Source organism: Aeromonas sp. 601039 (assembly GCF_049174415.1).
GTDB lineage: Bacteria > Pseudomonadota > Gammaproteobacteria > Enterobacterales > Aeromonadaceae > Aeromonas > Aeromonas veronii_A.
Window position 1 is genome coordinate 95,318 of record NZ_JAAKTL010000002.1, and the last position, 22,224, is coordinate 117,541.

The window sequence follows — 22,224 nt, forward strand, 5'->3', positions numbered from 1 at the left end:
AACCTAGTAACACCCTAATCAGTAGCAGGATTCTCTTTATGAACTATTTCATTACTGGCGGTAGTGGTTTTATCGGGCGTCGATTGATCAAAAAGTTATTCCAACAGCATCCCGACTGTACCGTCTATTTTCTGATGCGCGCCTCTCATCAGGAGAAATTGCCAGAGCTGTTCTCATTCTGGAATGTGGATGAATCGCGCGCAGTCCCGGTTTTTGGCGACATGACACAACCGCTGCTGGGGGTATCGGTCGAGATGCAGGAGCAGTTGATCGGCAAGATCGACCACTTCTTCCATCTGGCTGCCATCTATGATCTCAACGCCAAGGCGGGGATCCAGCAGCAGGTCAACACTGAAGGGACCCGTCAGGCTGTTCAACTTGCCGAGCGGCTGGGGGCGGGGCAGTTCCACCACTGCAGCTCCATCGCTGCAGCGGGCCTGTTTGACGGTCTGTTTCGCGAGGACATGTTCGATGAGGCCGAACACCTCGACATGCCTTACTTCCAGACCAAGCACGAAGCGGAAGGGATTGTGCGAAACGAGTGCACAGCTCCGTGGCGAGTCTATCGACCGGGGATCGTTGTCGGTGACTCCAATACCGGCGAGATGGACAAGATCGACGGCCCTTACTACTTCTTCAAGACCATTCAGAAGCTGCGCCGTCTGCTGCCGCCCTGGATGCCAGCCATCGGGGTTGAGGGCGGGCGCATCAATATCGTGCCGGTCAACTTCGTGGTCGATGCCATGGTGCATATCGCCCATCAAGAGGGCGAGGAGAACAAGACCTTCCACCTGACCGACCCCAACCCGATGCGGGTCGGCGACATGCTGAGCACCTTCTCCCGCGCCGCCCATGCGCCGGAGCCTGCGATCCGCATCAATGCCTCTCTCTTTAATTTCATTCCCCGCCACCTGACCGCCATGCTGATGACCATGGCGCCGGTGCGCCGCATCCGCGATGCCGCCATCGCCGATCTGGGTCTGCCCAAGGATGTGTTCCGCCTTATCAGTTATCCCACCCGTTTCGACAGTCGCGAAACCCAGCGAGTACTGAAAGGGACCGGTATCGAAGTGCCACCACTGCACAGCTACGCCTGGCGGCTGTGGGATTACTGGGAGCGCCACCTTGACCCCGAGCTCTTTATCGATCGCTCCCTGCGTGGTCGGGTAGAGGGCAAGGTAGTGCTGGTGACCGGGGCAACCTCTGGTATCGGCCGTGCAACCGCGCGCAAGCTGGCGGGTGCGGGGGCCAACGTCGTTACCATCGCCCGCGACGAGCAGAAGATTGCCGAGACTAAAGCCGAGTTTGCCGAGCTGGGGCTGACCATCGAGATCTATCAGGGGGATCTCTCCAATCTGGCGCAGGCCGAGGAGATCACCGCTCGCATCGTGGCCGATCACGGCGGCGTCGATATTCTGGTCAACAATGCCGGCCGCTCCATCCGCCGCTCCATCGAGGATTCCTTCGATCGCTTCCACGATCTGGAGCGCACCATGCAGCTCAACTACTTCGGCGCACTCAAGGTGATCATGGGGGTGCTGCCCACCATGATTGAGAAGAAAAAAGGGCACATCATCAACATCTCCTCCATCGGGGTGTTGACCAATGCGCCGCGCTTCTCCGCCTATGTTGCCTCCAAGTCGGCCCTCGATGCCTGGGTGCGTACCGCCGCCTCCGAGTTTGCCGATAAGGGGGTCAGCTTCTCCATCATCAATATGCCGCTGGTGAAAACGCCGATGGTAGCGCCGACCAAGGTCTATGAGCAGGTACCTATGATGACGCCGGAAGAGGCGGCCGATCTGGTGTGCGATACCATCATCAACAAGCATGTGCGACTGGCCACTCGCCTCGGGGTGTTTGGTCAGGTGGTGCATGCCCTGGCACCACGTGTCGCCCAGGTGATCATGAACACCAGCTTCCGCACCTTTGCCGATCCCAAGGATGGCGACAAATCCAAAGCCACCGCCGATCAGGTTGCCGTCTCGACCCTGATCAAGGGGATACACTTCTAACCGGATGATGGGATAAAGAGATCAACAGGGGCCTGAGCAATCAGGCCCCTGTTTTATTTGGAATAACAGTTGAAGGACGAATAAGGAGGGTCAGACTCGGGACAACAGATCAAGCAGCAGATCAGTCGTGCGACGGGAGTAGAGCAGAGAGAGATGGCCAATGGCAGGCAACTCGATATCTTCCATTCCCGCCAATCGTTGCCGCTCCTGCGGCATCACCACATTGTCGTGACTGGTGCGCACCGAGATGCCGGGTACGCAGAGAGGAACCGAGGCGAAACGCTGCAACCAGCCGGAACCGGGCTCCATCTCACGGGCATTGGCCCCAAGCCCAAGGGCGGCAAGCTGACTCCCCTGATGAGGCGTAGCCAGCGTGATCATGCGCTCTACCTTGTCACCCCCATAGAGAGCCAGATAGTCGCGGCAGACCAGCCCACCCATGCTGTGACCGACCAGCACCAGCTTGTCAGCCCCGGTTTGCGCGAGCACATCGTCAATTCGCTTGGCCAGTAGCGGCACCATCTCATCGATATGACCAAATGGTGGCATCAATGTAATGGTGGCGACCACATGGCCTGCGGTCTCCAGTCGGGTGCGCTGGGTACGCCAGATCCCGCGACTGCAACCGTAACCATGCACCAACAATACGGGGCGCTGGCATGGCCGCAGCCGATCGGGTGCCATCAGCAAAGGCTCGAACGGCAACAGCAAGGTGAAGGTGTAGAGGTAGGCCAGCATCTCCTGCGCCATCATCTTCACCCTGCGCCAAGGGCCGATAGCCGGGGAGGGGTAGAAGCGGGTAAACAGCCAGCTGCCGAGCACCACCAGACAACGCAACCCAAGCAGGGCAAACACGACAAACAGCAGGGTCAGCAACCAGGGGAGTCCCACGACCAAATGGGCGATACTCCCGAGGAGCAGCACCTCTACCATCAGCAGAATAAACAGGTGTCGTACGATCGTCATAAGGCCATGATCCGACCAGTCTGGCGTGGAAGTCAAATGACACTTTGAGACAGCTTGATCCAGCGCGGCTTTTGTCGCTAAACCCCGGCGAACTCTTTTCCGGTGAGGTTATTTGCAATACTGTATATCCATACATATACTCTATCCATCATCACCAAGAGGAGGCCATCATGGCTGTCGAGATCAAATATGTGGTTGTTCGTGGGGGAGTGGAAAAAATGACCTTTGCCAGCAAAAAAGAGGCCGATGCCTATGACAAGCTGCTGGATACGGCCGATGAGTTGATGACCCTGTTGGCTGGCGCCCCGATCGAGCTGGCACCAGAGCAGCAAGAGAGTCTGGCATTCTACCTTGCAGAACAGCGCGATGTGCTGCAAACCCTGCTGCGCGGCGGCAAGGTTCAGGCAGGCACGAAAGAGGAAGAGGCCCCAGCAGCCAAGCGCAAGGATAAGCCACTCAAACAGGTGGCCTGATTGCACAGACCTGCTATTTCTCGGGATAAACAGCTCGCCGCATTCATTTTATTTGCATTTAAAACCATATTTACGGCTATTTACCCCGAGAATTTTCTAACAAAGGTGCATATCCAATGCATAACTGAATAGCGTGCACCACTGAGCGACACCAGCCAAGTCTATGAGGAAATAATGAGCAAACAGTGAAGAGAACGTTATCCAGATCGCTCCCGGTTACCTTAATCAGCAACAACAAGAGGCAGTATCAGTCCCAATTGAAGTCGCATTCATCTATCACGAGCCCTTTTCTAGCAACTCGGCTCACAGGCTCATATCGACTCATCTCATCATCAACAAGCAACACCATGACTCAACAACCATTATCCTTGCCGCCAGCCATGCCGCTGTTTGACAGCCTTATCTATCTGGAAGCTGGTAATCCGCAGGTCAATCAGTACCTTGCCAACCTCAGCCTCAATGATGTGCCCGATGCCGGGCTGGTTTACGAACTGGCGGTTGATTGGCTGCTGGAGCAGCGCAACAGCGAAAACAACTACAAAACCTATCGCAGCGAACTGACCACTTTTTTACACTGGTGCTTTCGCGAGGCAGCCATCAGCCCGAAAGCTCTCACTCGCCGCATCATGATCCGCTATCTCGACTACTGTCAGTCCCCCCCTGAAGAGTTGATTGCCTATCGCAACGTGGCGCAGTTTGTCCTCGACAAAGAGTGGGGAGAGCGGTTGCCCAACCCGCAATGGCGACCGTTTCTCGGCAAGCGGGAGCTGGGCCGCACCTTGCCCTATCGCCTAAGCGAGCAGGCGATGAAGACCAAGCTCGCCATCTTGTCCGCCTTCTTCCAGTTCCTGATCCAGGAGGAGTACATGGACAGGAATCCAGCTCTGCTACTGCAGCGAGTCAAACGGCCGCAACAGCTGGAGGCCAATGATCAGGTGCAGGTCTTCAGCGAGTTGCAGTGGTCATACGTGATGCAGGCCGCCGATACCCTTGCCAACGACCATCCGGAGCAGCACGAGCGCAGCCGTTTTCTCATCATTCTGATGTATGCCTGCTATCTGCGGATCTCTGAGGTGGCGGCCCGGCCGGGCTTTACCCCTGTGATGGGGCAGTTCAGGCGGGATCGCAAAACCGGCGTCTGGGGCTACTTTATTCCGCAAAGCAAAGGGGGCAAACGGCGTACCGTAGCGGTATCCCAAGCGCTGCTGGCGGCACTCGAGCGCTACCGCCGTTTCCTCGGTCTCTCTCCCTTGCCGACACCGGATGAACAGACGCCACTGTTCGTTCGTCATAAAGCGGCAGCCCACGGCCGCGAGCAGGGGGAGATCAACGCCAACCTCGGCATTCGCCAGTTACGGGATTTGATCATGGTGATCATCGGTAAAGGGGCAGAATTGGCAGAGCAGGATGGATTTGCCCAGGATGCAGCCGAAATGCGGCAACTATCTCCCCATGCGATCCGCCATACCGGGATCACCCATGACATCAATCTGCACGGGCGGCCGCTCTCCCACGTACAGGCCGATGCAGGACATGACAGCATCGACACCACTTCGAAATACCTGCACACCAGCAACAGTGAACGACATGAGAGCGCGCAACAAAAACCGCTAGACAGATTGAGCCAACAAACGAGAGATAATCGTTCAAAGGGCGGGTGAGCATCGTGACCTAAAAAAGTGATTCATTAAGGTCTCATTCAAGCTGGTGCCGTTATTTTGTACTTCTCTGGATAGCAACCGGTTCAGGGAACAGCAGGGCTGTTAAGAACGAGCAGGTAGCCATCCGCGGGATCAATATTTATTCCGTATCAGAGAGAAAATTAACCAAATCGCTTGCTCAAACATCGAGACAACCCCCTATGCCGATAGACATTATCAAGAAGACCTACAAGATTGTCGGACAAGGCGATCTGATGGCGCAATTTACCCTTATCCCCTCAGGCACGTTGAATATCTGGTTTCCCGAAACAGGATTGCAGATGGAGGCACCCTGTAGCCAACTTCGTTTTGAAAATGACACCCTGCTCTATACCAACGGCATGCACTACAGCCAGGCGAGAGCATTCTGGTCGTTAACACTTCACTCTGTCGATATGAATGAACTGAAGAGGTTAATCATGGATATGTGCAGCAATGTCCACATATCCCATCCGCGAACGCCCATACCCAAACGCAAACATTGGCTAATAGCCTGATCAGCCGGAATCAAAGAACAAGACCCGTCTCGCAAAAGGCGGGTCTTTTTCATTCTCTCTGTGGAGTGCATTGAGGTCTAAAAAGGTGATTTGATGACTTATACGAATGGTCATCGTCGTGGGCTACCGAAAACTCTCAGGAGCCAGACGCCACCTAACGTAAATATATGAATGGTTACGTTAAATTCACCATTATAAAAGTCACGGAAACCAAGAGGGAAGGGAGCGCTTATTGCATCAAGGGCATTGATGATCCGGCACTGTTGTAAGTGTGAACTATTCAATACGGGAAATTTGCATTTTTAGCATTTTGAGTAAGGGCAGGGGATCTGTCCACCCATTAAGGCGACTACTTTAACTAGGTCAAGACAGCCTCTAATAGTGGACTCTTGTCTCAAGATGGGACATTTGTGGTTTCAGAATATCGACTAAGGGGAGGGGACATGGTCCCAAGACATGTTCGGGTACAGCTAAATGAGCAGTTGGTGAACTAGCCAATTCTATTGCCAACGCTATGGCACCAAGCACGATGCATTGCCTGCTTTAGGTGAGGTTCTTCTGCATTTGGCTGCAAGGTATCAAGATGGTTCTTCATCATGGATCGCATTGACCGGAGTTGTGTCGCCGTAGTGGTTAAATTCACTCAATGTTATCTCTCACAGAGATGCCGATAAATGGGGTTATCGGCATAATTTGTAAAGACTCTGTTATTTTTGACCTTCAACATGTCTCACCCAGAAATGACCGAGATCATCAGCGTCCTGCAAACCGGCAGCGCCTGGCCTGTGGATGTGGTGCGGCGCATCAGCCCAGGGGAAATGTCCGACGAGCTCCATGCTGCACGCCGCGAGGTCGCGCCAATCGATCATGCCTGAGCCATTCAACCCGGTGAGCAATGTTTAGGGCTGGCCTATAGCACTAGCGTTCACCGACAGGCCACGGGCGCGGGCCTCCCGCAGGCAGCGCTGCCAAAAGTACCTGCCACTGGGCGAATCCCATTTAACCTGGTAACGACTGGATAGCCAACAAATCGCCTCCAGCGGCAGATGGGCAAAATCCTGTTGATGGGTGTACCAAAAGGCCCGCCAGTCGTGGATAACCGCCACACGGTTGACCAACTGCCAGCGGCAGATCCACAACGGGGTGTCCTTATGAATCAACACCAACGCACCGGCCAACGGGAACACGTCGAACCACAGCAACTGGTGGTCATCGGGCACACTGATATCTAGCTGCCGAAACCGATGGCGCCGCAGTGGTGTCAACAGATCGACACCGGCGGTTAATGCATCCAGCAAGAGTCGATCCTGTGGGCGACGGCTGTGTTTCATCGGAAATAACTCCAAAACGTAGAATCCCATTACTGCGCATAATGCATATTATGTTAAATATAGTATCTTGTTTCCTGTCACCGCTTATTGAACTGTGTATAATGGCAACAATTGATCCTATCTTCGACCGGATGTCTTAAGTGGCTGAATTAACATCAGAACAATTAAAACCCGCTTTTGCGATTGAACAGTTCCCCAGGCTTTGTGAGCTTGAGCCCATCCCCTTTGCCGCTCTGCAACCCAGAGCAATCTCCGGTATCAAACGTCTGGCCAGTTTTGATGGTGATTGCCCGGTTATGCTGCTCAACGGTTTCCCCGGTGCCGATTATGAAGATGTGTGCCGCACTCTGATTGCCGACTCCAATGGTAAGGATGGCGATCTGTTCGACCTCTGCTATACCGAGAATCTCAACAACCCGTTCAAACCTATCTGGCTGCGACTGCAACCCGGTACTGGCGTTGAGTTTTGCGAAATGGTTGGCGAGCTACTCAAGTTGCTTAGCCACCATCTCGATGCCGAGCGAATCGTAACCCGCATCATGCGCAAGCAAAACAACGATCCAAAGATCGATGACTTTCTCTCGGATCTGGCGGCCCATGTGGCATTGGGACTGGAGTTTCAGCATCCGGTGCTGATCAACCTGCTTATTCATCACGAAGAGCAGGAAGCACCGGTAATTTACGGTCGTGATCTCAACTGGGATACCCTGTTTGGTTCCATCAACTATCAGACAGAACAGGGTTCTGTCTACGCGAATCAGCACTTGCTGGAACCAGGTTTGCTACGTCAGGCCAATGGTGGCTACCTTATTCTTCAACTGGATGAGCTGCTCGACCAGCCTCATCTTTGGTTTAAGCTCAAAAATGCTATGCAAAAAGGCGAGCTGGACTGGAACGCCTATCAGGAAGGCAAGACACTAACCCCCTTCTTTGCACCTGAAGCGACCCCCATCAAGCTCAAGCTGATCTTGGTGGGTGACCGACTGGACGTGGCTGAGTTCCAGATGCTGGATCGTGACATGTCAGAGCGTATATTCCTGCGCGCCGACCTAGTATCCGAAGTAAACATAGAGGAAGACCTGCAGGAGTTTCTGCAGTATCTGGCCTGGTTACGTGAACGCTGGAACTTGCTGGATTTCACACCGGCAGCCCTTGTCGCACTCTGTCGCCATGCCAGCAGACTCTGTGATCACCAGGAGTGGCTCTCTCTCTCCGCGGTACAACTCTCCGCCATCATGAGGATGGCTGACAGTCTGGCACGGGAGCTGGAAGCGGAAGAGGTCACCGACGAGCACATTCGTGGTGCGCTGGAGGAGCAGGATTATCGCCTCAACTATCTGGTTGAGCAGTCCGATCAGGGGGTTATCGACGGCCAGATCCTGCTGCAGACTGATGGTGAAGAGATTGGCCAAATTAATGGTCTCTCCGTCATTCAGGTCTCCGGTCACCCATATGACTTTGGCGAACCGGTACGCCTGACCGCCACTGTTCACTTGGGTGATGGCGACGTGGCGGATATCGAGCGCAAGGCTGAACTGGCTGGCCATATTCATGCCAAGGCGATGATGATCATTCACGGCTACCTCTCCAACAAGTTCGGTGCCGAGAACCCCTCCCCTCTGTCGGCCAATCTGGTATTCGAGCAGTCTTACCACGAAATCGATGGTGACAGTGCCTCCCTGACCGGCCTGTGTGCCCTGCTCTCTGCCCTCGCCCGCCAGCCTATTTACCAGCACTTTGCGGTAACGGGTGCGGTCGACCAGTTTGGCAATGTGCAGGCCGTTGGCGGCGTCAACGAGAAGATCGAAGGCTTCTTCCGGGTGTGCAAGATCCACGGTCTGACTGGCAAACAAGGCATCCTGCTGCCCGGCACCAACGCCCAGCAACTCAACCTCTCTGATGAGGTGATCGCCGCAGTTGAAGCGGGACAGTTCCATATCCACCCTGTAGATCATGTGGAAGAGGCTATCGAGCTCTTGACTGGCTGTGTGGCGGGTGAGCCTGACATGCCCGATACCCTGTTCGGCCGCATTCAGGAGCGACTGGATGAGCTGAACGGCAGCACGGCGAAAGTCGGGCTGCTGCGCGCCCTTCTTGATCGGCTGTTTGGCCGCTAATGAAGTGATCGGAGTTGTTTAGCGCACATCTGTACGCTAAATTGGCGCAGCTTTACTCATTTGAAGGAAACTCAGCGTGACCGTAGACAATTCGACCCTGGAAGCCCGCCTTTCTCTGTGTGAACAGGGCAAGAACTCTTTTACCCGTGAAGAGCTGCTGGCTTGCAGCCGTGGCGAACTCTTTGGTGAGGGTAACAGTCAGCTGCCCGCCCCTAACATGTTGATGATGGATCGCATCGTCAAGATCAATGACAACGGTGGCGAGCACGGTAAGGGCGAGATCCTGGCAGAGCTCGACATTACCCCCGATCTCTGGTTCTTCGATTGCCACTTCCCGGGTGATCCTGTGATGCCTGGCTGTCTCGGTCTGGACGCCATGTGGCAGTTGGTTGGCTTCTTCCTTGGCTGGAAAGGTGGCCCCGGCAAGGGTCGTGCTCTGGGTGTGGGTGAAGTGAAATTCACCGGCCAGATCCTGCCGACTGCCAAGAAAGTGACCTACAAGATCACATTCAAGCGCGTCATCAACCGCAAGCTGGTGATGGGGATTGCTGATGGTGTGGTCGAAGTCGACGGCCGTCCGATCTACAGTGCCACTGATCTGAAAGTGGGCCTCTTCAAAGATACCACCGCATTCTGATCTCTCTGATTGGTGGTAAAACAGCATTAACGCAAAGGGGCCACAACGGCCCCTTTCCTTTTGTAATGAGTGATGAAGTACCTGCTACTTCATGAAGAGGCCTGAGCCCCGCCCTTCCATGGCGTCACGCCAACCACCAAGCCAATGCCCACGGGCATCCAGGCATTGATACGGACACGCTTCTTTCTGTTTGCCGACCACGCCAGCCTGATAACCACGAGCACGAGCTCTTTCCAGACGGTCCCGCTTCTGTCTCTTCATCATCTACGACCCTCTTCGTGGAACAAAAAAAGCGACCAAATTCTCATCGGTCGCTTTCATCTTTACTCCTGCGAGCGCACTCGGTCAAACAAAAACTTCCACCCTAACCGGGCTATGTGACACAAGGCACTGAACTGGATTAAGTTTTAATTACAGGGAACTCACTCCTGATTTTTGAGTCCTTCCAGCTCTTCCCAACGAGCAAATGCCTCCTCCATCGCCGTCTCGGCGGCACTCAATGCGGCCAGTTTGGGCTGGGTCTGCTCGCTTGGCAGGGAGAAGAAACCGTGCTGGTTGATCTCGCTTTGCAGCGCATCCAGCTCGGCTTCCAGCTGCTCAAGACGCGCCGGCAGATCATCCAGTTCAAGCTGTAGCTTGTAGGAGAGTTTTTTGCCTTTCTTCGGCGCTTCGCTCACTGTGGCTACCGGCTCGGGAGCCTTCACAGGCGTGCTCTTGGCCTGTTGCTGAGCACGCTGCTGCTCGCGGGTCGCCATCATGTCGGCATAGCCGCCCACGTAGTCGCTGATGCGGCCATCCCCCTCAAACAGCCAGCAACCGGTTACCGTATTGTCGATGAAGCGACGATCGTGACTGACCAGCAGCAGAGTGCCTGGATAGTCCGCCAGCAGCTCTTCCAGCAGCTCCAGAGTCTCGACGTCGAGGTCGTTGGTCGGTTCGTCGAGGATCAGCAGGTTGCTGGGTTTAAGGAACAGCTTGGCCAGCAGCAAACGGTTTTTCTCACCGCCAGAAAGCGCCTTGACCGGCGTTCTGGCCCTCTTGGGTTCAAACAGGAAGTCCTGCAGATAGCCGAGGATATGGCGGGAGCGACCGCGCACCATCACTTCCTGCTTGCCCTCCCCGACGTTGTCCACCACCGTCTGCTCGGGATCGAGCTGTTCGCGGTACTGATCGAAGTAGGCCACTTCCAGATTGGTACCCTGACGCACCGAACCACGAGTGGCATCTAGCTGACCCAGCAGCAGCTTGATCAGGGTCGACTTGCCGCAACCGTTGGGGCCGACCAGCGCAATCTTGTCCCCACGCAGCACCTGCAGATCCAGCCCCTCGAACAGGGTGCGATCACCAAAGTCGAGTCCCAACCCTTCAGCTTCAAATACCAGCTTGCCGGAGCGGCTCGCCTCGTCGAGTTGCAGCTTGGCTTTGCCCTGCAGTTCGCGACGCTGGGTACGCTCCATGCGCATCGCCTTGAGGGCGCGCACTCGCCCCTCGTTACGGGTACGGCGCGCCTTGATCCCCTGGCGTACCCACACCTCCTCCTGCGCCAGCTTGCGATCGAACTCAGCATTTTTCAGCTCTTCGACCCGCAGCCACTCCTCTTTGCCCTGCTGGTACTCGTCATAGTTGCCGGGCCAGGAGGTGATCACGCCGCGATCGAGATCGATGATCCGGGTCGCCAGCTTGTGGATGAACTCACGGTCGTGGGAGATGAAAACGATGGCGCCACGGAAATCCTTGAGGAACTCTTCCAGCCAGTTGATGGCCTCGATATCCAGGTGGTTGGTCGGCTCATCGAGCAGCAGCAGATCGGGATCGCATGCCAGTGCACGGGCCAGCGCTACCTTGCGCAGCCAGCCACCGGAGAGACTGTCGAGGGTCACGTCAGGATCAAGACCAAGCAGGGTAAGCACCTGATTGATGCGGGTCTCGTACTGCCAGCCATTCTGATAATCGAGCTGCTCCTGCAGCTGGCTCATCTTGCGAATGTTGGCATCGGACGGGTCACTCGCCAGCGCCATGGAGACGTGGTGATACTGCTTGAGCAGCTCACCGACTCCGGCCAGCCCTTCGGCGGCGTAATCAAACACGGTGAGCTCGCTCGAGGTGGGCGGATCCTGCTCAAGACGAGTCACTTTCAAGTCCTGCTGCAACACCAGACGGCCATCATCGAGGGGCAATTCACCGGCAATTACCTTCATCAGGGTGGACTTGCCCGCCCCGTTGCGGCCCACCAGACAGAGGCGCTCGCCTCGCTCTATGGTCAGCTCGGCCTTGTCGAGCAACGGAAAATCACTGAACGACAGACACGCGCCGTGCAATGTTAAAAGAGCCATGTTCGTTCCTTATCTCATATGAAAAAACGGGCAACAGACTGGGTCTGATCCCGTTTCATCGTCAAATCACAAATCAACCCTGACGAGCGAGCCAGCCTTTGAGCTCCACCAGCGTGAAGGGCCAGCCCAGCTCGCGGCCAGCCTCGTCCCGCAGCACCGGAATACGCACCCGATAGGCCTCAAGCCAGCTGGCATCGTCCATGATGTCGCAGCGGCGGGTCACATCGCTTGCCCCCGCCTCCTCCACCAGCGCCCAAGCTTGCTCACACAGGTGGCAACCGTCGGTGTGAAACAGGGTCAGCATCAAGCCTCAGCCTCCGCATGGGTGATGATCCAGCAGTTGTGGATGTGCTGGTTGCGCTCGAAATCCTTGGGCCGGGTCTTGCCGGTGATGTTCTGCGCTTTGAGACCGATGGCCTCGAGACCGGCCAGATCCATCTTGAAGTGGCGCTTGTTGTTGGAGAACACCAAGGTGCCACCAGCAGCCAGCAACCGCTTCAGGTGCTGCATGAGCAGCAGGTGATCGCGCTGCACATCGAAGCTCTCATCCATCCGCTTGGAGTTGGAGAAGGTGGGCGGATCGATGAAGATGAGGTCGTACTGCTCGTCCGCTTCAGACAGCCACTTCAGGCAGTCAGCCTGCACGAACTTGTGCTGACGGCCCACCAGCGAGTTGAGGCGCATGTTGTCCTGTGCCCAGTTGAGGTAAGTGCGCGACATATCCACTGTGGTGGTCTCGCTGGCACCGCCAAGACCCGCGTGCACGGTGGCACTGCCGGTGTAGGCAAAGAGGTTCAGGAAGCGCTTGCCCTTGGCCATCTGACCCAGCATGCGGCGGGTCTGACGATGGTCGAGGAACAGACCGGTATCGAGGTAGTCGTAGAGGTTGACCCACAGACGGGCACCATACTCCTGCACTTCCATCCGGTGCTGCTCTTCGGATAGCTTCTGGTACTGCTGCTTGCCCTCCTGACGCTCGCGTACTTTTAGGATCACCTTCTCGCCGTCCATCCCGGTCACCTTGATGGCGGCTTGCACCATGTCGAGCAGACGCTGACGGGTCTTCTGGGCAGGAATATCCTTGGGCGCCGCGTACTCCTGCACCACCAGATAGTCCTGATAACGGTCGATGGCGGCGTTGTACTCAGGCAGGTCGGCGTCGTAGAGACGGTAGCAGTCGAGATTCTCTTTCTTGGCCCACTTCTCGAGCGCCTTCAGATTCTTGCGCAGACGGTTGGCAAAGTCCTGTGCCACCTCTTTTTGCGAGGCCACGGAGTCCAGTGCGATTTGATAATTGCGCAGCTGACACTCGAGAGCACCGTTGAACAGGCGATACTGCTTGTCGGCGCGCAGGCGCAGACAGCTCAGCAGCTCGGGCGATGCGGACAGAATGGAGACTTTCCAACCCTGGAAGCTACGACGCAGAGCATCGCCCAGCGCCTGGTGCACTTCCAGCAGCGCCGGAAATTCGCCAAGACGCTCGCCATAAGGCGGGTTGGAAATGAGCATACCGACCTTGCGGGCCTCCCCTTGACCTTCTTCCCCTTCAACAGGGGCAGGCATCGGCAGCGGGTTTTCCAGCTTGGTGACATCGGCTTGCTTGAAGGTGATGAGGTGCGCCACACCTGCCGCTTTGGCGTTATCACGGGCTTTGAGGAGCACGCGCTGGTCGGCATCACAACCAAACAGTTTTACTTCGCAACGCTGCATGCCGCGTTTGGCACGTACTTGTGCTTCCATCATCAGGCTCTGCCACAGCTCGCTATCATGCTGCAGCCAGCGATCGAAACCGAAGCGCTCGCGACGCAGCGCCGGCGCCATGTCGGCGGCGATAAAGGCCGCTTCGATCAGCAGCGTACCGGAACCGCACATCGGGTCCATCATGGGCTCACCGGCCCAGCCACTACGGGCAATCATGGCGCAGGCTAGGTTTTCTTTGAGCGGAGCTTCACCGGTGCCCTGACGATAGAAACGCTGATGCAACGCCGGGCCTGACAAGTCCAGCGTGATATTGGCCTTGCCTTTGCCCAGGTGCGCCATGATGCGAATATCCGGCGACTTCTTGTCCACGTCCGGACGCACGTGACCGCGCTTGGTGAAGCGATCGACGATGGCATCCTTGATTTTCAGCGCGCCATATTGGGTATTGCGAATGGCAGGGTTGGTACCGGTAAAGTCCACCGCGATGGTAGCGGTACCGGAGAAGTGCTCTTCCCAGGGGATTGTGTGGGCGCCCAGATAGAGCTCCAGATCATCGTTCATCTGGAATTCAGACAGCACCAGCACGATGCGGGAGGCAAAACGGCTCCACAGGCAGGCCTTGTAGCCAATCGCCAATTCGCCTTTGAAATGGACGCCAGCCACGGTCTCACGGACCTGCTCTGCGCCAAGATTGGTCAGCTCATCGGCCAACAGGTTTTCCAGCCCCTTGGGGCAGGTTGCAAAAAATTCTTTCATCACGCTCACGGGGAACCCATAAAAATAGTGCCGCATTATACCTCATCAGGCGGACTGGAGCATGCAAAAGTCGGCGCAAACAGCAGGATGGAAACAGATTGATATGGGGCGATAAAGGTAAAAGGCCCCATGACTACCCGATGGCGAGATCATGGGGCCAGACATCATTTAGCGGCTCACTTCATGCGAGCCTTGAAACGGGGATTGCTTCTGCAAATCACGAACAATTTGCCGCGGCGGCGCACCAACTGACAATCGGGATGACGCGCCCGTGCGGATTTGAGTGAACAGACGACCTGCATTCAGGACTCCTTCTTGCTTGAAAATGCGCCAAAACGCTTGTTGAAACGGGCAACACTTCCCTCACTAGAAACCTGCTTCTGCTTGCCGGTATAAAACGAGTGCGACTGGCTGGAAACATCGAGCGATACATAGGGATACTCCTTCCCGTCTTGCCACGTATAGCGGCGATCGCTCTTGATGGTTGAACCGACCAGGAAAAAGGCATCTGCCGCCGTGTCATGGAACAGCACCAAACGATAATCCGGGTGAATATGAGACTTCATGGCAACTCCATTTTGTTATGTTATAACAAAATGTAAGTGAGAATAGCTCTCGTTTCAAGCAAAAAATGTCGTATGAAGAACATCGCTGCAGTGAGTGATGTGTTGATAGTTAGGGGGAGACACTACGCAAGCAGAACGAAACAAGAGGAAGACACCATGCTTGCAGCACGGAAGACCAAGATACTGCGTGGGTTAGAACACAAGGTGCAAGTGGATGTAACAAGCCTCAAGAGAGGCTGGATCACAACCATGAAGATCAATGAGAATGGGCAATATGTACGCGGATCAATGAAGTATCAGAAACGAGGCGCGATTGAGGTGACAACAGTAAAAAGAGGCAGCGGTGTAATCACAGAGATAAAAAGATTGGTGAAAAGATATCAACTGACCTGACGATATTGCTCGGTCACGGTAATACGCGGCTTCATCCGGTTATTCATCACCTTGATCACCCCGAAACGCGGCAGAGTTTTACTGGTGGTCAATACCAGATCGGCTGTGAGGTTCAAACAGACGCTGGCCTGCTCCCCTGCCTCAATGACCATAAATTCGCCGTTACCATGGGGTGTATTCATCAGGACCAGATCACCGTTTTGCGGGATCACTTGCGGATGTTGTTCACTAAAAAACCAGCTTTGCGGCATCAGGGGTTTATAAAAACGACTGACCGCGATGGCATTAAGCACCAACTGAACCTGATGCGGAATACTCCACTCAAGTTCGGCTGCTTTATCCATCAACTGATAATAGAGGGCGGCATCATCGACACAAAAAGGCTGGGTCGCAAACGAGCTGGGCACCAATTGTCGCCCCTTATACTCGGTCGCAAATAACATGTTATCAGACAGGTCCAACATCAGGCGGTCATTCTGGGCATCATAGTGCCATTGCCAGCTATCGGTCGGTTGGATAAACATGTTGGAGCCCTTACTTGATAATTACCAGTTGACTTTATTCCATATGCAGGAAATCAGCAACGTCAAATAAAGGGCTCCGCCATCTATTTCTTAAATATTGGTCACAATCTCTTTGACCAGCCCCGGCCCTTTATAAATAAAGCCGCTATAAATTTGTACCAGACTGGCACCGGCGGCCAATTTTTCACGGGCGGCCATGGCACTATCAATACCACCCACACCGATAATTGGCAGAGCACCATTGAGCGCCTTGGCCAGATGACGGATCACCTCGGTACTCTTGTGCTGCAGCGGACGACCACTCAGGCCACCCACTTCACCGGCGTGGGGCATGTCATAAATCATCTCGCGCTCGAGGGTAGTATTGGTGGCGATAATCCCATCAATTCCATTACGCACCAGCGAAGCGGCCACCTGATCTATTTCTTCAAGGCTTAAATCCGGGGCAATTTTAACCGCCAGCGGCACATACTTTTTATATTGGGCGGCCAGCTCTTGCTGACGCACCTTGAGGGCGGCCAGCAATTCATCCAGCGCCTCGCCATATTGCAGCGAACGCAAACCCGGGGTGTTGGGGGAAGAGATATTGACGGCAATATAACCGGCATGATCATAAACCTTGTCCATGCAGATCAGGTAATCATCCTTGCCCTGTTCGATGGGAGTATCTTTGTTCTTGCCGATATTAATGCCGATGACTCCCTGATATTTGGCCTCTTTCACCTTGGCCACCAGATGATCCACACCCTTGTTGTTGAATCCCATCCGGTTGATGATCCCCTCTGCCGGAATAACCCGGAACAGGCGCGGCTTGTCATTGCCGCTTTGGGGTCTGGGGGTGACGGTACCGACTTCGATAAAACCAAATCCCATGGCGCCCAGCGCGTCAATGCACTCACCATCTTTATCCAGACCGGCCGCCAACCCCACTGGATTGGCAAAAGAAAGCCCCATGACAGTGACGGGGCGTTTCGGCAAATTCTGGCGGAAGAAACAATCGAGTGGCGTACCGAGAAGGCGGGGCAAATATTTCATGGAGAGATCGTGAGCCTGTTCCGGATTGAGTTTGAACAGGAAATGCCTGGCGATGGGGTACAACATCTTTGCTCCTTAAAGAAAGCCCCGGCAACTGGCCGGGGCTTTGGGTGTAATGTCGGTGTCATGCCTTAATCTGGCAATTAAAGTGCCCGACAATTCAACTGGAGCAGGTTCAACTCTCGCAAGGCCACCGAGAACTTGGCGAACTCGTGGGTACTGGTGGTCTTGAAGTCGGCCAACATGTGGGTCCAACGGGACAAGAGTTGCTCATGCTCCGAAATCCAGTCGGCCAGTATGGTAGCGCATTCTCCCTGATCTTTGCACCCTTCCAGTACCACAGAAGTGAGACTGCGTTGCTGCCAGTCCAGATCTTCGCGGAAGGAGGCTCGCGCCATCGCCTGCCAGTGGTTGCCGACCGGCTGATGGTTGATCTGGTCAAGGAACCAATGCAGATCCAGTTTGGCACCGAGGCGATAGTAAACGTTGGCGGCGCGCAGGATATCGGTCTTGTGCTCCGCGGCAATTTGCGCCAGATCCAGGCTGGAGAAGAGGCTGCTCATATGGGCGACCTGACGGGCAATGGCCTCCGGCACCTGTTTCTCCATCCACTTGGCAACAGCCTGACGATGCTCAGCCACTTCGCTCTCATCCATCACCTCGTAGAGGTGCTTCCCTAAGGTCTCGAACGCCGGACGGAAGAAGGCGATGTTCTCGCTGATGCTCCAGCTGCGATTGCGGGCACGCAGGAACCAGCGGGTGGCACGGCGCACAATGCGGCGGCTGTAGAACATCAGCTCGAGCTGAGTCTGGGCATCAACCAGGTTGTCGCACCCTTCGATATCGCGCCACAGCTGGTTCATACCAAACACTTCGCGGGCCATGGCGAAGCAGCAAGCCACTTCGGCGACCGAGGCTCCGGTCTCGTCCTTCATCCGGCTGGCGAAGTTGAGCCCCATGTCGTTAACCAGCATGTTGGCCACCCGGGTAGCGATTATCTCGCCGCGTAGCGGGTGATCGGCCAGCTGGGCACCAAACTGCTGCTGCACCTTGGCCGGGAAGCTGGTGACCAGCATGTTGGCGAGGAAGGGCTCGTCGGTCACTTCCGGGCAGTTGAGCTGCTCTTTCAGCACCATCTTGCCGTAGGCCACCAACACCGCCAGTTCGGGGCGGGTCAGTCCCTGCCCTGCCGCCATCCGTTCGGAGAGCTCCTCGTCAGAGGGGAGGAACTCCAGCGCACGGTCCAGCTTGCCTTCCCGCTCCAGTCCCTGAATAAAGCGCTGCTGCTCTTTCAGTTGTTCAGAGCCGCGGAAGCTGGTGACCGAGATAGACTGGGACTGGCGATAGGCGTTGGTGATCACGATCTGCGCCACGTCGTCGGTCATCTCATACAGCATCTGGTTACGCTGCTTGAGGGTCAGATCCCCTGCCGCCACCAACTGGTTCAGCAGGATCTTGATGTTCACCTCGTTGTCGGAGCAATCCACCCCGCCCACGTTGTCGGTAAAATCGGTATTGATGCGACCGCCCTGACTGGCGTACTCCACCCGGCCGAGCTGGGTAAAGCCGAGGTTGCCCCCCTCACCCACAATGCGGGCCCGCAGATCGCGACCGTTGACCCGCAGAGCATCGTTACTGCGATCGCCCACCTCGGCATCGCTCTCGCGAGCGCTCTTCACATAGGTGCCGATGCCGCCGTTCCACAGCAGGTCGACATTGAGGCAAAGCAGTGCCTTGATCAGCTCGTTCGGCGCCATGCTGGTCTTGTCGGTGCCGAGCAGGGTCTGCATCTCGGGGCTCAGCTTGATGGACTTGGCCGAGCGCAGGAAGATACCGCCCCCTTGTGATATCAGCTCGCGGTTGTAGTCATCCCAGCTGGAGCCCGGCAGATCGAACAGGCGCTGGCGCTCGACAAAGCTCTTGGCCGCATCCGGAGTGGGGTCAACGAAGATGTGCATGTGGTTGAACGCGCCCACCAGCCGGGTGTGCTCAGAGAGCAGCATGCCGTTGCCGAACACGTCCCCCGCCATATCGCCGATCCCCACGCAAGTGAAGTCGGTGGTCTGGCAGTTGACGCCGATCTCGCGGAAGTGACGCTTGACCGACTCCCAGGCACCACGGGCGGTGATGCCCATCTTCTTGTGGTCGTAACCGACCGAGCCGCCGGAGGCGAACGCGTCACCCAGCCAGTGGCCATACTCCAGGCTGATTTCGTTGGCGATATCGGAGAAGGTAGCAGTGCCCTTGTCGGCGGCGACCACCAGGTAGTAGTCATCCTCATCGTGGCGCACCACGGATTTGGGCGGGATCACCTCGCCTGCGATGATGTTGTCGGTCACATCGAGCAGACCGCGGATAAACAGGCGATAGCAGGCCTTGCCCTCTTCCTGAATAACGGCGCGGGGCGCTCCCGCCGGCATCTGCTTGCAGTAGAAGCCGCCCTTGGCCCCCACCGGTACGATGACAGTGTTCTTGACCTGCTGGGCTTTCACCAGACCCAGCACTTCGGTGCGAAAGTCCTCTTTTCGATCGGACCAGCGCAGGCCGCCACGGGCCACCTTGCCCCAGCGCAGGTGTACCCCTTCCACTCGTGGCGAGTAGACAAAGATCTCGAACTTGGGTAGCGGCAGCGGCATGTCGGTGATGCTGGACGGCGCCAACTTGAAGGAGATGTAGGGCTTGATGTTGCCCGCCTTGTCCAGCTGGTAGTAGTTGGTGCGCAGGGTAGCGTCAATCATCTCCACATAGCGGCGAATGATGCGATCGTCATCGAGGTTAGCAACCTGATCCAGCTTGGCGGCAAGCTCCTCGTGCAGCTTGGCCTGTACCTTTGCGTCCTGCTTGCCGGCAGGATCCAGGCGCTGTTCGAACAGGGTAAACAGCAGTTGGGCGATATCGGGGTAGCGGGTCAGGGTCTCTTCGATATAGGACTGGCTGAAGGAGACGCCGGTCTGGCGCATGTATTTGGCATAGGCTCGCAGCACAGAGACCTGACGGCCGGTGAGACCCGCCCCCAATACCAGCCGGTTGAAGCCATCATCTTCCAGCTGCTTGTTCCAGATGGCGGCAAACGCCTGCTGGAAGCGCTGCTGGCTCTGGGCCAGATCAAAGGGCTGCTCGCCATGCAGCAGCATGGAGAAGTCGAGGATCCAGAACAGATCGCCGCCCGGAGTGCGAACCTGATACGGAGTCTCGCCGATCACCCGCAGTCCCATGTTCTCCAGCATCGGCAGCACGTCGGAGAGGTGAATGGGCTCGGTGCGGTGGAACAGCTTGAGCCGTACCCGACGATCGTTCTCCTCCTCCTGCGCGCGGTAGAACAGCATGCCCAGCGGCTCGGCTTCGCTCAGGTTATCGAGCGCCATGATGTCGGCCACGGCAGAGCCAGGCAGCACATCTTCCTTGTAAGCACGGGGGAAGGCGGTACTGAAACGGCGACGCAGCTCGTTGCCACGGGCCTCGCCATAGTGGGAAAGCAGCACGGAGTCGAGTCTGTCGTCCCAGCTGCGGGCCGCTTCAATCAGGTTGTTCTGTACTTCGTTCACATCCACATCCACGTTGTTGTTGTTGACCCGCACTATGTAGTGGGTCCGCGCCAGCACGCCTTCGGTGAAGTAGACGTTGAACTCCACCTCTTCATTGCTGCCAAAATATTTCTGCAAAATTTGCTGGGTTTTGATCCGCAGCGCCGTGTTGTAGCGCTCCTTGGTGACATAGACCATGCAGGAGAAGAAACGGCCGTACACGTCGCGGCGCACGAACAGCCGCAGCATGTCCCGCTCCTGCATCTCCAGCACGCCAAGGCCGGTAGCCAGCAGTTCCTCTTCACGGGCCTGGATCAGCTCGTCACGGGGATAGGTTTCCAGCACGTTCAGCAGCGCCTTGTAGGCGTGGGAGCCCTTCTCATGACCGGAGGCCGCCATGATGCGTTCGAGGCGATGGCTGATGAGCGGGATCTGGGTCGCGCTGGTGTTGTAGATGGAAGAGGCGTAGAGACCGATGAAGCGATCTTCCCCGATCACCTTGCCATGCTCGTCAAAGCGCTTGATGCCGATGTAATCCACATAAGCCGGACGGTGTACCCGGGACTTGCTGTTGGATTTGGTAAGGATCAGCAGATCAGAACTCAAGGCGGCGTGACGGGCGCTGGCAGGCATGTTGCCAAGGCGCTGGCCCACCTCCTTGATGGAGTTCTTCATCAGCCCAAGGCTGGAGCTCGCCTGCGGCAGGATCTCGTGATCCCCCTCCACCGCCTTGACGTCGTAACGACGATACCCCATCAGGGTAAAGTTGTGGGCAGCTACCCATTTGAGGAAAGCAACGCAGGAGGCCACCTCCTCCTTGCTGACCGGGTGCTTGCGCTTGGGCAGTTCGTCGATGATCTCATTGAGCTTGGCCAGCATGGGCTGCCAGTCGCCGACTGCCAGCGCCACTTCCCCGGCCACCGAGTTGAGCTCGGTAGCCAGCGCGGCCATCTGCTCCTCGCTGGTGAGGTGATCGATCTCGATAAGGAATGCTGTTTCAACCGAGGTCTGCCCGTCGGTGTTGTCGAGCTCCAGAATGGCGTCAATCTTGCCATCCGCTCCACGAATGAGGTGCAGCGGTTGGTGCAGCATCATGTGGGCGGTGATATTGAGCCGTTTAAGCGCCATCCGGATGGAGTCCACTAGGAAGGGGGAGTCCTGCAGGATCACCTCGACGATGGTATGGGGCGATTGCCAGCCGTGACGGGTCAGCTCGGGATTGTAGACCCGGATGTAGGGATCGGTACCGCTGCGCTGATTGAGGGCATTCCACAGGCTCAGGGCCGCGCCGTAGAGATCGCTGTCATTGCGATCGTGCAGGTCGGAGCTCGCCATGTTGCCGTAGAACTTGGCAACGAAGCGCTCGACCAAAGAGGCACTGTTTTTGGGCAACTTCTGATGGATCAGGCTGAGAACGTTTTCGAGCAGAACTGAGGTAGGGGCGTCTTTCAATGCCATTTTTATATTCCTTATCGGACGACATTAACCACCGACGCAGAGGCAACCACCCTGGTTACCCGCTGGTGCAGAGTTGTTGCGAAGTGTAATGGCTTGGATAAGGGAAGGCGAGGAAAGGTGCTAACGAGATGTTAAAAACAAGGTGCAGATCACGGCTTAAACTGTGAGAAATTTTGCAAATAACCAAAAATACAGAAATTC

General features: G+C 56.1%; 19 protein-coding genes. 8 read left to right on the forward strand and 11 right to left on the reverse strand.

Translation table 11 applies throughout. From position 1 onward, the window contains the following. The first annotated feature begins 38 nt into the window (after positions 1–38). Complete coding sequence (locus tag G5195_RS02320; RefSeq protein ID WP_421221752.1) at positions 39–2,012, forward strand: SDR family oxidoreductase; 1,974 nt, start codon at positions 39–41, stop codon at positions 2,010–2,012. Between the two features lie 90 nt (positions 2,013–2,102). Here the strand turns inward: G5195_RS02320 and G5195_RS02325 are convergent, their stop codons facing one another. Continuing rightward, entirely contained in the window at positions 2,103–2,978 is an 876-nt protein-coding gene (locus G5195_RS02325; protein ID WP_421221754.1) for an esterase/lipase family protein, read from the reverse strand. Positions 2,979–3,148: 170 nt separating this feature from the next. Here G5195_RS02325 and G5195_RS02330 point away from each other — a divergent pair, with 170 nt between their 5' ends. From G5195_RS02330 to G5195_RS02345, 4 genes are all read left to right on the forward strand, one after another. Continuing rightward, positions 3,149–3,451 (forward strand): YebG family protein, encoded by a 303-nt coding sequence (locus tag G5195_RS02330; RefSeq protein WP_216953581.1) that lies wholly within the window; start codon positions 3,149–3,151, stop codon positions 3,449–3,451. Positions 3,452–3,831: 380 nt separating this feature from the next. After that, on the forward strand, positions 3,832–5,112 hold the full coding sequence (locus G5195_RS02335; RefSeq protein WP_421221810.1) for a tyrosine-type recombinase/integrase: 1,281 nt from the start codon (positions 3,832–3,834) through the stop codon (positions 5,110–5,112). A gap of 200 nt (positions 5,113–5,312) precedes the next feature. Next, positions 5,313–5,648: a hypothetical protein gene (locus G5195_RS02340; RefSeq protein ID WP_216953580.1), complete on the forward strand. Its 336-nt coding sequence runs from the start codon at positions 5,313–5,315 to the stop codon at positions 5,646–5,648. Between the two features lie 725 nt (positions 5,649–6,373). Further along, on the forward strand, positions 6,374–6,523 hold the full coding sequence (locus tag G5195_RS02345; protein WP_216953579.1) for a hypothetical protein: 150 nt from the start codon (positions 6,374–6,376) through the stop codon (positions 6,521–6,523). 24 nt (positions 6,524–6,547) lie between these two features. On the opposite strand, the gene G5195_RS02350 is transcribed toward G5195_RS02345, so the two are convergent. Then, positions 6,548–6,979 (reverse strand): hypothetical protein, encoded by a 432-nt coding sequence (locus tag G5195_RS02350; RefSeq protein ID WP_216953578.1) that lies wholly within the window; start codon positions 6,977–6,979, stop codon positions 6,548–6,550. A gap of 140 nt (positions 6,980–7,119) precedes the next feature. Between G5195_RS02350 and G5195_RS02355 the strand changes: the two genes are divergently transcribed. Together G5195_RS02355 and fabA are read left to right on the forward strand one after the other, a co-directional pair. After that, entirely contained in the window at positions 7,120–9,096 is a 1,977-nt protein-coding gene (locus tag G5195_RS02355; protein WP_421209043.1) for a Lon protease family protein, read from the forward strand. Between the two features lie 76 nt (positions 9,097–9,172). Then, a complete protein-coding gene (fabA, locus tag G5195_RS02360; protein WP_124929438.1) occupies positions 9,173–9,733 on the forward strand; it encodes a 3-hydroxyacyl-[acyl-carrier-protein] dehydratase FabA in 561 nt (186 codons plus the stop codon). Between the two features lie 84 nt (positions 9,734–9,817). On the opposite strand, the gene rmf is transcribed toward fabA, so the two are convergent. The 6 genes from rmf to G5195_RS02390 all read right to left on the reverse strand — a co-directional run bounded on the left by rmf (position 9,818) and on the right by G5195_RS02390 (position 15,089). Next, positions 9,818–9,997, reverse strand: coding sequence for a ribosome modulation factor (gene rmf, locus G5195_RS02365; protein ID WP_005315693.1), 180 nt, complete (start codon positions 9,995–9,997; stop codon positions 9,818–9,820). Positions 9,998–10,155: 158 nt separating this feature from the next. Then, the gene (locus G5195_RS02370) at positions 10,156–12,066 is read right to left on the reverse strand and encodes an ABC transporter ATP-binding protein (protein ID WP_421221757.1); all 1,911 of its coding nucleotides are present in this window, start codon (positions 12,064–12,066) and stop codon (positions 10,156–10,158) included. Positions 12,067–12,139: 73 nt separating this feature from the next. Next, entirely contained in the window at positions 12,140–12,370 is a 231-nt protein-coding gene (locus tag G5195_RS02375; protein ID WP_201951089.1) for a glutaredoxin family protein, read from the reverse strand. Beyond that, positions 12,370–14,559, reverse strand: a complete 2,190-nt coding sequence (rlmKL, locus tag G5195_RS02380; RefSeq protein WP_421235789.1) for a bifunctional 23S rRNA (guanine(2069)-N(7))-methyltransferase RlmK/23S rRNA (guanine(2445)-N(2))-methyltransferase RlmL — start codon at positions 14,557–14,559, stop codon at positions 12,370–12,372. The genes G5195_RS02375 and rlmKL overlap by 1 nt, the downstream gene beginning before the upstream one ends. Positions 14,560–14,699: 140 nt before the next feature. Then, positions 14,700–14,825, reverse strand: coding sequence for a type B 50S ribosomal protein L36 (gene ykgO / locus G5195_RS02385; protein ID WP_123173069.1), 126 nt, complete (start codon positions 14,823–14,825; stop codon positions 14,700–14,702). Next, complete coding sequence (locus G5195_RS02390) at positions 14,826–15,089, reverse strand: type B 50S ribosomal protein L31 (RefSeq protein ID WP_042055007.1); 264 nt, start codon at positions 15,087–15,089, stop codon at positions 14,826–14,828. 72 nt (positions 15,090–15,161) lie between these two features. On the opposite strand from G5195_RS02390, the gene G5195_RS02395 reads away from it, so the two are divergent. Beyond that, entirely contained in the window at positions 15,162–15,482 is a 321-nt protein-coding gene (locus G5195_RS02395; protein ID WP_254204265.1) for a hypothetical protein, read from the forward strand. Here the strand turns inward: G5195_RS02395 and G5195_RS02400 are convergent. From G5195_RS02400 to G5195_RS02410, 3 genes are all read right to left on the reverse strand, one after another. Continuing rightward, positions 15,470–16,006: a cell division protein ZapC gene (locus G5195_RS02400; protein WP_201992202.1), complete on the reverse strand. Its 537-nt coding sequence runs from the start codon at positions 16,004–16,006 to the stop codon at positions 15,470–15,472. The genes G5195_RS02395 and G5195_RS02400 overlap by 13 nt on opposite strands. Before the next feature lie 90 nt (positions 16,007–16,096). Continuing rightward, entirely contained in the window at positions 16,097–17,107 is a 1,011-nt protein-coding gene (gene pyrD, locus G5195_RS02405) for a quinone-dependent dihydroorotate dehydrogenase (protein ID WP_421221760.1), read from the reverse strand. A 77-nt stretch (positions 17,108–17,184) separates the two neighbouring features. After that, entirely contained in the window at positions 17,185–22,023 is a 4,839-nt protein-coding gene (locus G5195_RS02410; RefSeq protein WP_421235790.1) for an NAD-glutamate dehydrogenase, read from the reverse strand. Positions 22,024–22,224 lie beyond the last annotated feature (201 nt).

Excerpts from the sequence above, each read along its gene's own strand:
- G5195_RS02320 (WP_421221752.1), top strand. The coding sequence starts at position 39 with ATGAACTATTTCATTACTGGCGGTAGTGGTTTTATCGGGCGTCGATTG.
- G5195_RS02325 (WP_421221754.1), bottom strand. The coding sequence starts at position 2,978 with ATGACGATCGTACGACACCTGTTTATTCTGCTGATGGTAGAGGTGCTG.
- G5195_RS02330 (WP_216953581.1), top strand. The coding sequence starts at position 3,149 with ATGGCTGTCGAGATCAAATATGTGGTTGTTCGTGGGGGAGTGGAAAAA.
- G5195_RS02335 (WP_421221810.1), top strand. The coding sequence starts at position 3,832 with ATGCCGCTGTTTGACAGCCTTATCTATCTGGAAGCTGGTAATCCGCAG.
- G5195_RS02340 (WP_216953580.1), top strand. The coding sequence starts at position 5,313 with ATGCCGATAGACATTATCAAGAAGACCTACAAGATTGTCGGACAAGGC.
- G5195_RS02345 (WP_216953579.1), top strand. The coding sequence starts at position 6,374 with ATGTCTCACCCAGAAATGACCGAGATCATCAGCGTCCTGCAAACCGGC.
- G5195_RS02350 (WP_216953578.1), bottom strand. The coding sequence starts at position 6,979 with ATGAAACACAGCCGTCGCCCACAGGATCGACTCTTGCTGGATGCATTA.
- rmf (WP_005315693.1), bottom strand. The coding sequence starts at position 9,997 with ATGATGAAGAGACAGAAGCGGGACCGTCTGGAAAGAGCTCGTGCTCGT.
- G5195_RS02370 (WP_421221757.1), bottom strand. The coding sequence starts at position 12,066 with ATGGCTCTTTTAACATTGCACGGCGCGTGTCTGTCGTTCAGTGATTTT.
- G5195_RS02375 (WP_201951089.1), bottom strand. The coding sequence starts at position 12,370 with ATGCTGACCCTGTTTCACACCGACGGTTGCCACCTGTGTGAGCAAGCT.
- rlmKL (WP_421235789.1), bottom strand. The coding sequence starts at position 14,559 with ATGCGGCACTATTTTTATGGGTTCCCCGTGAGCGTGATGAAAGAATTT.
- ykgO (WP_123173069.1), bottom strand. The coding sequence starts at position 14,825 with ATGCAGGTCGTCTGTTCACTCAAATCCGCACGGGCGCGTCATCCCGAT.
- G5195_RS02390 (WP_042055007.1), bottom strand. The coding sequence starts at position 15,089 with ATGAAGTCTCATATTCACCCGGATTATCGTTTGGTGCTGTTCCATGAC.
- G5195_RS02395 (WP_254204265.1), top strand. The coding sequence starts at position 15,162 with ATGAAGAACATCGCTGCAGTGAGTGATGTGTTGATAGTTAGGGGGAGA.
- G5195_RS02400 (WP_201992202.1), bottom strand. The coding sequence starts at position 16,006 with ATGTTTATCCAACCGACCGATAGCTGGCAATGGCACTATGATGCCCAG.
- pyrD (WP_421221760.1), bottom strand. The coding sequence starts at position 17,107 with ATGTTGTACCCCATCGCCAGGCATTTCCTGTTCAAACTCAATCCGGAA.
- G5195_RS02410 (WP_421235790.1), bottom strand. The coding sequence starts at position 22,023 with ATGGCATTGAAAGACGCCCCTACCTCAGTTCTGCTCGAAAACGTTCTC.